The organism is Neisseria sp. P0009.S008 (assembly GCF_051958615.1).
Taxonomy (GTDB): Bacteria; Pseudomonadota; Gammaproteobacteria; order Burkholderiales; family Neisseriaceae; genus Neisseria; species Neisseria subflava.
In genome coordinates this window covers 104,972-116,805 of sequence record NZ_JBQCVG010000001.1, presented here as the reverse complement: position 1 = coordinate 116,805, position 11,834 = coordinate 104,972, and the positions used below count along the sequence as shown (strand labels likewise).

The 11,834-nt window shown below is 46.0% G+C and carries 11 protein-coding genes; 7 read left to right on the top strand and 4 right to left on the bottom strand.

The genetic code is table 11. The annotated features are described in order from the left end of the window. Nucleotides 1–219: a DNA modification system-associated small protein gene (locus ACTHSQ_RS00580; RefSeq protein ID WP_440370914.1), complete on the bottom strand. Its 219-nt coding sequence runs from the start codon at nucleotides 217–219 to the stop codon at nucleotides 1–3. Beyond that, complete coding sequence (gene dndC / locus ACTHSQ_RS00575; RefSeq protein ID WP_440370913.1) at nucleotides 216–1,334, bottom strand: DNA phosphorothioation system sulfurtransferase DndC; 1,119 nt, start codon at nucleotides 1,332–1,334, stop codon at nucleotides 216–218. The genes ACTHSQ_RS00580 and dndC overlap by 4 nt, the downstream gene beginning before the upstream one ends. Nucleotides 1,335–1,631: 297 nt before the next feature. Between dndC and trkA the strand changes: the two genes are divergently transcribed. Continuing rightward, the gene (trkA, locus tag ACTHSQ_RS00570; protein WP_070633363.1) at nucleotides 1,632–3,044 is read left to right on the top strand and encodes a Trk system potassium transporter TrkA; all 1,413 of its coding nucleotides are present in this window, start codon (nucleotides 1,632–1,634) and stop codon (nucleotides 3,042–3,044) included. Nucleotides 3,045–3,121: 77 nt separating this feature from the next. Here the strand turns inward: trkA and lgt are convergent, their stop codons facing one another. Both lgt and ACTHSQ_RS00560 read right to left on the bottom strand, forming a co-directional pair. After that, entirely contained in the window at nucleotides 3,122–3,982 is an 861-nt protein-coding gene (gene lgt, locus ACTHSQ_RS00565; RefSeq protein WP_254324733.1) for a prolipoprotein diacylglyceryl transferase, read from the bottom strand. Nucleotides 3,983–4,056: 74 nt separating this feature from the next. Continuing rightward, entirely contained in the window at nucleotides 4,057–5,187 is a 1,131-nt protein-coding gene (locus ACTHSQ_RS00560) for a M14 family metallopeptidase (RefSeq protein WP_440370912.1), read from the bottom strand. A 173-nt stretch (nucleotides 5,188–5,360) separates the two neighbouring features. On the opposite strand from ACTHSQ_RS00560, the gene argB reads away from it, so the two are divergent. The 6 genes from argB (at nucleotide 5,361) to ACTHSQ_RS00530 (ending at nucleotide 11,831) form a co-directional block, all read left to right on the top strand. After that, nucleotides 5,361–6,248, top strand: coding sequence for an acetylglutamate kinase (argB, locus tag ACTHSQ_RS00555; protein ID WP_049328699.1), 888 nt, complete (start codon nucleotides 5,361–5,363; stop codon nucleotides 6,246–6,248). Nucleotides 6,249–6,509: 261 nt separating this feature from the next. Beyond that, nucleotides 6,510–7,796, top strand: coding sequence for a phosphopyruvate hydratase (eno, locus tag ACTHSQ_RS00550; RefSeq protein ID WP_440370911.1), 1,287 nt, complete (start codon nucleotides 6,510–6,512; stop codon nucleotides 7,794–7,796). A 23-nt stretch (nucleotides 7,797–7,819) separates the two neighbouring features. Further along, nucleotides 7,820–8,095: a cell division protein FtsB gene (gene ftsB / locus ACTHSQ_RS00545; protein WP_003679613.1), complete on the top strand. Its 276-nt coding sequence runs from the start codon at nucleotides 7,820–7,822 to the stop codon at nucleotides 8,093–8,095. 101 nt (nucleotides 8,096–8,196) lie between these two features. Beyond that, the gene (locus tag ACTHSQ_RS00540) at nucleotides 8,197–8,688 is read left to right on the top strand and encodes a DUF1841 family protein (protein WP_440370910.1); all 492 of its coding nucleotides are present in this window, start codon (nucleotides 8,197–8,199) and stop codon (nucleotides 8,686–8,688) included. Between the two features lie 111 nt (nucleotides 8,689–8,799). After that, complete coding sequence (locus ACTHSQ_RS00535) at nucleotides 8,800–9,507, top strand: SIMPL domain-containing protein (protein ID WP_440370909.1); 708 nt, start codon at nucleotides 8,800–8,802, stop codon at nucleotides 9,505–9,507. Between the two features lie 560 nt (nucleotides 9,508–10,067). Next, nucleotides 10,068–11,831, top strand: coding sequence for a KAP family P-loop NTPase fold protein (locus ACTHSQ_RS00530; RefSeq protein ID WP_440370908.1), 1,764 nt, complete (start codon nucleotides 10,068–10,070; stop codon nucleotides 11,829–11,831). Nucleotides 11,832–11,834 lie beyond the last annotated feature (3 nt).

The window sequence follows — 11,834 nt, the reverse complement described above, 5'->3', positions numbered from 1 at the left end:
TTATTTCCAATATTCTGTATTATCAAAAACTGCATCAAATACTTCAGTCATACCTCTCCTACGTATGCGCTCCTGCTGCTCTCGCTCCCAAGCAACCAAATCTGCTAAAGCATCGATTGATACACCGCATTCTGCAGCAACCTCTTCCATAATCTCCTTTGCTTTACCATCACTCCATATTAATAAATCCCCTACCAATTCTTGTGTTTCCTGTTTCATTTCTTCTTCCTTTCATGAGCATGAATCAAGTCTTCTACCCAAATCTGTTTAATCAAATCTACCTCAGCTGGGGATATTAATTCACCATTAAACTCTTTTTGAATTTCCAATAATTTTTCCAAAATCATGCGTCTAGCTTCGATTGTAAATGGACCAGGGATGTGTTTACCATCCTTAATAGTAACCATGCCATTACGCCGCTCCAACTGACGGTACTCAGGCTTATTACGAATTTCCACTAACCAATCCCGAAAATCAATCAAAGGCTGATATTCTGATTTTCCAATATCAACAAAACCTTGCAGACTTTTATCTTTATTAACTACAGTACACGTCCAACAACCAAAACGGCTAGAATTTGTACCACAACCTGGAGCCTCCTCCTGTGACAACACAATCGGACACTCTCCTCCTGCTGCTTCGCGATATAAACGGATTAAATCATTATGCGTACCTCCCCAAGGGGGGTTATTACTCGCCAAAAATTCCCATACATCATCAGTTATCAAATCTACTATCGGGCGATAAACAAAAGCATTAGGTAGAGAACTGTGAGGTGTAAGATTCGAATTTTTTAAATTCTGATAACTTTCAATACTTGCTTTTCGTGTAGAAGATTCGTCTTTTCGTACACCCAAGATAATAATTACCGCACCATTTTGTGCTACTTTGTCTAGAATAAACTGGCTAGTAGGTTGAATTTTTAAACGATCCGTACACCAGCGCATGGTACGATTGGGTGATGGGTAACCTTTGCCAATCAAAAGCGTCCAAAATGTCTCTCTTAATTTGGGTACTGTAACTTCTCCATGTATAGGCAATTTTAAAATCTCTGCAGCTTTAATAATACGATTTAATTCACTACGCATATGTCTTACAACTAAAGGACTTTCCACTAGCGTATCATTAGATACAAAATAAACCTGTCTTTTTCTCATGTTTGGAGGCAGTGTAAGCAATGCTTCAAACACTAAATGAGCCACTAGCGTGCTGTCTTTACCACCTGAAAAAGTAACAATCCAGGGATAACACTGTTCACAATTTAGATATTCTGTAATAATTTCTTCACGGATGATATCAAAAGGATTTTCAATATGAATAGGGATAGCAGCCATTTTATATTTCATCTATTTAATTTTAGGTTCAGATGGCATTGTACCTAAATTTAGCATCACACAAAATATCCATGCTCACACATATTAATTTATTTGGCATAATGCATCCCTCTGCAACTATATAATGATGGTATTTGTATTTTTAATTTGTTAAATAGTGTACTTTAAGCATTTTTAGGCAATAATGACTAAACATCAAAAAACAATACAACATACTTGAGATAAGGCCGTCTGAAAACTCCAATTTCAGACGGCCTTTTGTTACAATTTCATTTTTACCGAACACACTCGATTACCGTGAAAATACTCATCCTCGGCAGCGGCCAAGTAGGTTCGACCGTCGCCCAAAACCTTGCCTCCGTTCCCAGCAACGACGTCACTATTATCGACATCGACGAAAAAGCGCTCAACCGTATCAGCAGCCGTCTCGATGTCCAAACCATCGTCGGCAATGGCGCATCGCCCTTTACCCTCGAACAGGCAGGTGCGGCGGACTCCGACCTCCTGCTTGCCCTGACCCGCAGCGACGAAACCAATATCGTTGCCTCCAAAATCGCCGCCGACTTGTTCAACATCCCCAGCCGCATCGCACGCGTGCGCTCAAGCGAATACCTCGAATATCCGGTTGCCGGCAGCGACAAACCCGAAGAAGGCAGCCTCAACATCTTCGGCATTACCGAAACCATCAGCCCCGAACAGCTAGTTACCGAACAACTCGTCGGCCTGCTCAACTACACCAGCTCATTGCAGGTACTCAGTTTCGCCAACGATAAAGTGCGCATGGTGATTGTTCAAGCCCGCAAAGGCGGGTTGCTGATCGGGCGTGAAATTGCCGACATCAACCAGCACCTGCTCGAAGGCGTTGACTGCCAAATCTGCGCCATCTACCGCAACAACCGCCTGATCGTCCCCACCCCGCAAACCGTCATCATCGAAGGCGATGAAGTCCTGTTTGCCGCCGACATCAACAGCGTTGAAGCCATCATGCGCGAATTGCGTCCGAAAGAAGCGCGTACCCGCCGCATCATGATTGCCGGCGGCGGCAACATCGGCTACCGCCTCGCCAAGCAGCTCGAATCCAAATACGACATCAAAATCATCGAATACAAACCCCACCGCGCCGAATGGCTGGCCGAGAATCTGGACAACACCCTCGTCCTGCAAGGTTCAGCCACCGACGAAACCCTGCTGGACGAAGAATACATCGACGAAATAGACGTCTTCTGCGCGCTGACCAATGATGACGAAAACAACATCATGTCCAGTCTGTTGGCGAAAAACCTTGGTGCCAAACGCGTAATTACCATCGTCAACCGCTCAAGCTACGTCGATTTGCTCGAAGGTAACAAAATCGACATCGTTGTTTCTCCCCATCTGATTACCATCGGCTCCATTCTGGCCCACATCCGCCGCGGCGACATCGTTGCCGTCCATCCTTTGCGCCGCGGTACGGCCGAAGCCATCGAAGTGGTGGTACACGGCGATAAAAACACTTCCTCCATCGTCGGCCGCCGCATCAGCGGCATTAAATGGCCGAGCGACTGCTACATCGCCGCCATCGTCCGCGGCGAAACCGGCGAAGTCATCATGGGACACCACACCGAAACCATCCTGCAAGACGGCGACCACATTATCTTCTTCGTCTCACGCCGCCGCGTCCTGCCGGAGTTGGAAAAACTCATTCAAGTTAAAATGGGCTTTTTCGGTTAAACCCGAAATCCGTTTGCTTGAAGCCATAAAAAGGCCGTCTGAAAAGATTTTCAGACGGCCTTTATTTATTATTTTATTTATGCTTTGGCAACACTGTTTTTACGGCCAAACCAAACAAAACCAATCGCACCCAATACAATCATCGGTACGCTCAACCATTGACCCATGGACAAGCCTAAGGTCAGCAGGCCGAGATAGTCGTCAGGCTGGCGGGCAAATTCGGCAATAAAGCGGAACAAACCGTAACCGCCCAAGAACAATGCCGCCGTTTGACCGGCTGGACGCGGTTTTTTCGAAAAAATCCAAACGATGACAAACAGGCAAATGCCTTCAAGGGCAAACTGGTAAAGCTGAGACGGATGGCGCGGCAGCATACCGTATTGTTGCAGCCATTCAGCCCACAAGGGATTGTGCGCCGCAGCTTCCGCATCTTCGTAACGCGCTTGCGGGAAACCCATAGCCCAGAAAGCATTGAGTTCGGTCACGCGTCCCCAAAGTTCGCCGTTGATAAAGTTGCCAATACGGCCGGAAGCCAAGCCTAGCGGTACGAGCGGCGCAACGGTGTCCATCAATTTCAAGATACTGATGTTGTGCTTGCGGCCAAACAGCCACATGGCAACGACCACGCCCAAGAAGCCGCCGTGAAACGACATACCGCCTTCCCAAACTTTGAAAATATCCAAAGGGTTGGCAAGATAGTCGGAAAATTTATAAAACAAAACGTAGCCGATACGGCCGCCCAAGATCACGCCCAAGATACCCCAAGTCAGGAAATCGTCGAGCATTTCTTTGGTAAACACAGAATTGCCCTGCGCGATACGGCGGCGGCCCAAAATCGTAAACAGGATAAAGCCGACGATATAGCTCAAGGCATACCAGCGGATGGCAAGCGGGCCGATGCTGATCAGCACCGGATCAAACTGGGGATGTATTATCATGATGTGTGTTCCTTATCTCAAAGGCCGTCTGAAAGCCTGAACTTTCAGACGGCCTGTATGCGGTGTCGGATGGTTTAACGCAAATCGCCAACCACATTCAAAATCGCAGATAACATTGCCTCGCCCAAACGCAGCGAACGTTGGCCGTTCCAGCCAAAATCGTCGTCCGGCAGGTTGGCATTGTCTTTAAACGGCATTTCCAAAGTATAGGCAAGGCAGTTGAAATGATTGCCGACCCAGTTGGTCGCCAAAGTCATGTTTGCCTGACCCGGCGCATCTTTGTCATAGCCGTAATCGTCTTGGAAATCGGGGCTGGCATTGAGCAACGCAAGTTTGAATTGGTCTTCCAAAGCTTCGATGCGCTCGTTATAGTTCGGCACGCCTTCGGTACCGGCCACAAAGACAAACGGCAGACCTTCATCGCCGTGAATATCCAAGAACAAATCCACGCCGGTTTCCATCATTTTTTCGCGGACGGCAAAGACTTCGGGGCTTCGCTCCAAAGTCGGGTTTTCCCATTCGCGGTTGAGGTTGGCACCAGCGGCATTGGTGCGCAGATTACCCAAAACCGAACCGTCCGGATTCATATTCGGCACAATGTAGAAAGTCGCGCGGTCAAGCAGCATGCGCGCGGTCGGATCTTGCGGATCAAGCAGGCGGCCCAGCAAACCTTCGACAAACCATTCCGCCATGGTTTCACCCGGATGTTGACGGGCGATAATCCAGACTTTCATGTCGCTTTCGACTTGGTTGCCGATGGTCAGAAGATTGATGTCGCGGCCTTGAACAGTGCTGCCCAAATCGTCGATACGGCACAAGCCGCTGCCCTGCGCATCGCCCAAAAGGTTCAAATGCTGCTCGTGGGAATAAGGCTCGAAATAAGCGTAGTAAACGCTGTTGGACAAAGGCGTATGGTTGATGGTCAACACGCCGTTTTCGTAGCTGGTCGGCACACGGAACCAATTTTGGCGGTCATAAGAGGCGCAAGCCTGATAGTCCTCCCAACCCAAAGGATACGCAGCGTCCGCCGCATTTTCAAAATGCATCACGCAGTTTTGATAGGCCGCACCCTGCAAACGGAAGTAAAACCATTGGGCAAACTCCGAAGCATTGTCGGGACGCAGGGCGAGACGGATATCGGCAGGGTTGCTCAAGTCTTTGACAACGACCGAACCGGCATCGAATTGGGTGCTGATTTTCATCATGGGTATCCTTAGTAATCGGCGAAGAGGCCGAAGCAAACCGTCATTTTACCGTTTGCATGAGGCTGGTTTCAACCATTTAACTGATTTAACAGGATTTCAAGCGCTTGGAAACATTGTTTCAGACGGCCTTTGGGATTAAGATAAGGCCGAAATCATGAAACAAGGTTGAAACCATGACCCAGCAACAATCTGTCTCCCCTGCCATCAAGGCGCGCGTCCTTGCCGAATCTTTACCTTATATCCGCCGTTTTTCCGGCTCCATCATCGTCATCAAATACGGCGGCAACGCCATGACCGAACCTGCCTTAAAAGAGGGTTTCGCACGCGATGTCGTCCTACTCAAACTGATCGGCCTGCATCCCGTCATCGTTCACGGCGGCGGCCCGCAAATCAATGAGATGTTGGAAAAAGTCGGCAAAAAAGGAGAGTTTGTTCAAGGCATGCGCGTAACCGACAGCGAAACCATGGACATTGTAGAAATGGTTTTGGGCGGACACGTCAATAAAGAAATTGTTTCCATGATTACCACCTTCGGCGGTCGTGCCGTCGGCATTACCGGCCGGGACAACCACTTCATCAAAGCGGAAAAACTCCTGATCGACACGCCCGAACAAAAAGGTGTGGACATCGGCCAAGTCGGCACAGTGGCCGACATCGATACCCGTTTGGTAGAAGGCTTGGTCGAACGCGGCTGCATTCCGGTCATTGCTCCCATCGGTGTGGGACAAAACGGCGAAGCATTCAACATCAATGCCGACTTGGTTGCCGGCAAACTGGCGGAAAAACTTCAGGCCGAAAAACTGCTGATGATGACCAATATCCCCGGCGTACTGGATAAAGAAGGCAAATTACTGACTACCCTGACGCCAAGCCGCATTGACGAACTGATTGAAGACGGCACGCTGTACGGCGGTATGCTGCCTAAAATTGCCTCTGCCGTCGAAGCTGCCAAAAGCGGCGTCAAAGCCACGCATATCATAGACGGTCGCGTTCCCAACGCCCTGCTTTTGGAAGTGCTGACCGATGACGGCGTAGGCTCAATGATTTTGGGCGAAGGCTAATCCGCTATTCAGACGGCCTTATGCCTTATTTAATCAGCTTTTCACCCTAAAAAGGGTAAAAAATGTTACACTATACGGCTTATGTTTGTTTGAGCAATATTGACGTGAAACAAACTTACAGTCAGTTTCATACCGACTCCGATACCATACTTGGCAAAGACGGTATAATGTCTGCATTCATCAGACTTTGGCAATCATCCTTAAGGCCGTCTGAAACGTAACAAAGCTACTTTTCTTTTACCATCCTATTTGGAGATATTCATGAGCGCAATCGTTGATATTTTTGCACGCGAAATTTTGGACTCCCGCGGCAACCCTACCGTAGAGTGTGACGTATTGTTGGAATCCGGCGTCATGGGACGCGCAGCCGTACCAAGCGGCGCATCAACCGGTCAAAAAGAAGCTTTGGAACTGCGTGACGGCGACAAATCCCGTTACTTGGGCAAAGGCGTATTGAAAGCCGTTGACCACGTCAACAACCAAATCGCACAAGCCCTCATCGGTATCGATGCCAACGAACAATCTTATATCGACCAAATCATGATCGAATTGGACGGTACTGAAAACAAAGGCAACTTGGGTGCCAACGCCACTTTGGCCGTTTCTATGGCCGTAGCACGCGCAGCCGCTGAAGATGCAGGCCTGCCTCTGTATCGCTACTTGGGCGGCGCAGGCCCAATGGCTCTACCTGTTCCAATGATGAACGTTATCAACGGCGGCGAACATGCCAACAACAGCCTGAACATCCAAGAATTCATGATCATGCCTGTCGGCGCAAAATCTTTCCGTGAAGCCCTGCGTTGCGGCGCCGAAATTTTCCACGCATTGAAAAAACTGTGTGACAGCAAAGGCTTCCCAACCACCGTTGGCGACGAAGGCGGTTTCGCACCTAACCTGAACAGCCACAAAGAAGCCCTGCAACTGATCGTTGAAGCAACCGAAGCAGCAGGCCATAAAGCAGGCGAAGACGTATTGTTCGCTCTGGACTGCGCATCCAGCGAGTTCTACAAAGACGGCCAATACCACTTGGAAGCCGAAGGCCGCTCTTACACCAGCGCAGAATTTGCCGAATACTTGGAAGGCCTGGTTAACGAATTCCCAATCGTTTCCATCGAAGACGGTATGGACGAAAACGACTGGGAAGGCTGGAAACTGCTGACCGAAAAATTGGGCAGCCGAGTTCAATTGGTCGGCGACGACTTGTTCGTAACCAATCCAAAAATCTTGGCTGAGGGCATCGAAAAAGGCGTGGCAAACGCATTGCTGGTTAAAGTAAACCAAATCGGTACTTTGAGCGAAACCCTGAAAGCCGTTGACTTGGCAAAACGCAACCGCTACACCAGCGTGATGAGCCACCGTTCCGGCGAAACCGAAGACAGCACCATTGCCGACTTGGCCGTTGCCACCAACTGTATGCAAATCAAAACCGGCTCCCTGTCCCGTTCTGACCGCATGGCGAAATACAACCAATTGTTGCGCATTGAAGAAGAGTTGGCCGAAGCCGCCTACTACCCTGGCAAAGCCGCATTCTACCAACTGGGCAAATAAGCAGAATATAGGATATTGATTGTATGAAGTGGGTGACTTTTGTTTTAACCTTCGCACTTTTGTGCTGTCAGTACAGCCTTTGGTTTGGTAAAGGCAGCGTCGGGCATACGGAAGAATTGCAGGAGCAGCTCGTACGTCAGGAGGAAAAAAACCAAACGCTCACTTTACGCAACAATTTCCTCAATGCGGAAGTTGAAGATTTGGCACACGGACAAGAGGCCATCGCCGAAATTGCCCGCGTCGAATTGGGCTATGTCCAAGACGGCGAAGTGTATTACCGAATCATCGACCGCCGCTAAAGCCTGCAAAACAAAAGCCGTCTGAAAACATATGTTTCAGACGGCCTTTTTTATCGTAATCGCTATATAATCACATATCCCAAAATCAAATTACACCCATCATGTATGACGTAAACACCCACGATGTCCGCCGATTCTTTGCACACGTCTGGCAACACAGGCTCGCGCCGCTCCAATTGGACGGCCTACAACAAAAAGCTTTGCGCATTATCGAAGCCCATCCCGAATACGGACACTATCTCGAAGACATCGAACAATATTTAGATAAAGAATGGTTGCCCGAAGACGGCGAAAGCAACCCATTCCTGCACATGTCGCTACACCTTTCCCTACAAGAACAAAGCGCCATTGATCAGCCCTCGGGCATCCGTGCCATCCACCAACAACTTTGCGCCCGTTACAACGGCGACTGGATCAAAGCCGAACACGATATGATGGAAGCCTTGGCAGAAACCATCTGGGAAGCACAACGCTACGAACGGGGCCTTGATGTCAACGCCTACATGACCCGCTTGCGGAAATTGGTCGGCTTAGGTCAAGAAGAAAAAGCCCGCCCCAATCCCCATGAAGTCGGCCTGATGGATACAAAATAACTTCTTTTCAGACGGCCTCAGCCCAGACAAATCCTTACGCTTGCCAAAGCCAACGTTTCCATCTTTCATGCTAAATTACTTTTTTAAAATCCGCATCACAAGGAAAACAAAATGCTCCGCCCAACCCTTACCGCCCTACTCCTAGCCGCCTCCCTGCCCGTTGCAGCAGAAAGCCTCAACTACAACATCGTTGAATTTTCCGAATCCGCGAATATGGAAGTGCCGCGGGACACCATGACCGCGCATTTCAGTGTCAACGCAGAAGGTAAAGACCATCAAGCCGTCAACCAAGCCTTCATGAAGAAATTCAACCAGTTCAACAAAATCTCCCAAAACAGCAAATTTAAAGCCGAGCTGATGGAGCGCAACGCATCCCCGCGCTATCAATACACTAACGGCAAACGCACCCAAACCGGCTGGGAAGAACACGCCTACTTCAAAGTAGAAAGCAAAGACTTTGAAGCACTCAACCGCCTGATTGCCGACAGCATCAATATCGCCGTTTTGGAAAGCTCCTCATTTTCCGTATCCAAAGAAAAACGCGAAGAAACCGTCGACCAACTGAGCAAAGCCGTCATCCTGCGCTTCAAAGACCGCGCCCAAAATCTCGCCCAAACGCTCGGCTTCTCCAGCTACAAAATCGTTAAACTCAACCTGGGCCATATCGGCAACCGCCAAGTCGGCGGCGACTTTGCACACGCCAAAATGCTGCGTGCAATCCCCGCCGCAGAGATAGCGGCAGGAATAGAAGATGGCATACCTGCCTCCCCTGGTTCAGAAGAAATCAGCCTGACCGTCAGCGGCTCGGTGCAAATGTAGAATTTTCTTTGAAATCATTTTAAAGGCCGTCTGAAAGTATATTTTTCAGACGGCCTTTTGTATTACTCAATGATTAGAACGGTTGTTTCTATTTTATAGTAAAATGTAAACTATAAAGATATTTAAAATCAGATAATTAAATTCTTATTATTCACTTTTCAATCTGGATTGCGTAAGAATAAAGTATGAAAAGATTAGATTTCAGATTTTATTTTTACACAATATGCTTGCTATGAGATACCAAGTTGACAATGTTTATCCATAAAATCATTGAAAGAAGGAAAAGCTGGTAGGTTATAGTAGAAATTATCACGTTTAACTCTAGTAAGAGGCATTGCTAAATTTGAGTATACTGTTTTTTTACGCTTATTGATTATAGTAGTTTAATCTGTTTATCTGTTTTATTCCACTTCCATCCCTTTCCCTAATATCTTTTAATTTCGATAACTCATCCACCAATATTGCTACTTTCTATATACTTATCATTATAAAAATATTAAAATGTTTACTAAAAATATGTAAAATGTAAAAAATTATATTTTATAAATGAGGTTAATTAAATGTGGTCAGATACTGAATCTAAAGAAGACTATCTCAATTTTGGCGAAGTGTCGCAAATTGTTACTGAAATATTAGAAACTGAAGCTATGCTTCCCGTTTCGATAGGTGTTTTTGGCAACTGGGGGGCAGGCAAGTCCTCTCTATTGAATTTAATTGAGCAACAAATCAAGCCTGATGAGTGGATTGTAATTAAATTCGATGCTTGGCTTTATCAAGGGTTTGATGATGCCAGAGCCGCACTTTTAGAAGTAATTGCCAGCTATTTGATTCAGGCTGCCAAAAATGATGAAACTATTTGGAAAAAATCTAAAAATTTATTTGCAAGAATTAATGGCTTACGTGTAGCTGGTTTAGTTGTAGAGGGTGCAGCTTTAGCAGCAGGCTTACCTGCTTTTGGTTTAGTATCCAAAATATTTGAAACAGCCCAAAATGCTTTGGATGGTATTCAAAATGAAACGGAAAGTAAGCAAGTTGTAGAAACAGTAAAAGAAATCGTTGATTCAGAAAAAAATCTTATCAAATCCAAAGAACAACAAACTCCACCAAAACAAATTGATGAGTTCAGAAAAGAATATGGCGAAATCTTACAGGATTTAGGCAAAAAGCTGGTTATTGTAATTGATAATCTTGACCGTTGTCTGCCTGCTAATGCTATTCAGACATTGGAGGCGATTCGTTTATTTTTGTTTTTAAATCGGACGGCATTCATTATCGCGGCTGACGAGGAAATGATTCGCCATTCAGTTGCGGAGCATTACAAAGATTTGTCGTATCGTCATCAAATTGATTATTTGGATAAGCTCATACAGATTCCTATTCGTGTACCCAAAGCAGGTGTGCTTGAAATTCGTGCGTATTTATATATGCTGTACGCCATTCATCAAAAAGTACCAACCGGAAAATTAGCAAGTTTACGCCAATTTTTAGAAAATCATTTGCAACAATCTTGGAAAAGTCAATCTTTAAATCCAGAAGAAGTGGCTGAAACTATTGAAGAGCAACACAATCAAACTCTATTGTCAGATTTTGAACGCGCAAACAGAATAGCGCCTTTATTAGCAAATTCACCTAATATTCAGGGTAATCCTAGAATTGTAAAACGTATTTTAAATACCATTAAAATGCGTACCAAAATCGCAAACAAGCGTCAAATGCCGTTAGATGAAGCAATTATTACCAAGCTGGTTATTTTTGAGCGATGCGTGGATTATGATGTGATAACAAAATTTTATCGGCTTGTTAACGAAAGAGAGGGTAAACCTGAACTATTAAAAGAGCTGGAAGATAACAATGAGCAAAATTTATCAACACTCTCTGAAAATAAGCCTATTCAAGCATTTATCAAAGAATGGGCAAAGTTAGAGCCCAAATTATCCAATGTTGATTTGCGTACGGCGATCTATTTATCCAGAGAAACCATACCGCTAAATACTTATACCGCTCAACTTTCTCAAAAAGCCCAAGATGCTTTAAACATTTTACTTACAACCACATCAAGAACAGGCTCACAAGGTACCCAAGATGCCATTCAACAACTAACAATGGATGAACAAATCTCTGTTATGGACGCGTTAGTGGAACAATTAAGAAAAGTGGATAATTGGGATAAAAGTCCAAATGGTTTTGCGGGGGCTTGTTTGTTGGCAGAAAATTCAGAAGATGGGGCAAGAATTTTAAACCGTTTCATTATTGGGTTAAAACAAAGTGTAAAAAAACCTTGGTTAAATACGGCTTTAAAAAATGCAAATTGGTATAAGGAATAATAA

Excerpts from the sequence above, each read along its gene's own strand:
- eno (WP_440370911.1), top strand. The coding sequence starts at position 6,510 with ATGAGCGCAATCGTTGATATTTTTGCACGCGAAATTTTGGACTCCCGC.
- ftsB (WP_003679613.1), top strand. The coding sequence starts at position 7,820 with ATGAAGTGGGTGACTTTTGTTTTAACCTTCGCACTTTTGTGCTGTCAG.
- argB (WP_049328699.1), top strand. The coding sequence starts at position 5,361 with ATGACCCAGCAACAATCTGTCTCCCCTGCCATCAAGGCGCGCGTCCTT.
- ACTHSQ_RS00560 (WP_440370912.1), bottom strand. The coding sequence starts at position 5,187 with ATGATGAAAATCAGCACCCAATTCGATGCCGGTTCGGTCGTTGTCAAA.
- dndC (WP_440370913.1), bottom strand. The coding sequence starts at position 1,334 with ATGGCTGCTATCCCTATTCATATTGAAAATCCTTTTGATATCATCCGT.
- ACTHSQ_RS00535 (WP_440370909.1), top strand. The coding sequence starts at position 8,800 with ATGCTCCGCCCAACCCTTACCGCCCTACTCCTAGCCGCCTCCCTGCCC.
- lgt (WP_254324733.1), bottom strand. The coding sequence starts at position 3,982 with ATGATAATACATCCCCAGTTTGATCCGGTGCTGATCAGCATCGGCCCG.
- ACTHSQ_RS00580 (WP_440370914.1), bottom strand. The coding sequence starts at position 219 with ATGAAACAGGAAACACAAGAATTGGTAGGGGATTTATTAATATGGAGT.
- ACTHSQ_RS00540 (WP_440370910.1), top strand. The coding sequence starts at position 8,197 with ATGTATGACGTAAACACCCACGATGTCCGCCGATTCTTTGCACACGTC.
- ACTHSQ_RS00530 (WP_440370908.1), top strand. The coding sequence starts at position 10,068 with ATGTGGTCAGATACTGAATCTAAAGAAGACTATCTCAATTTTGGCGAA.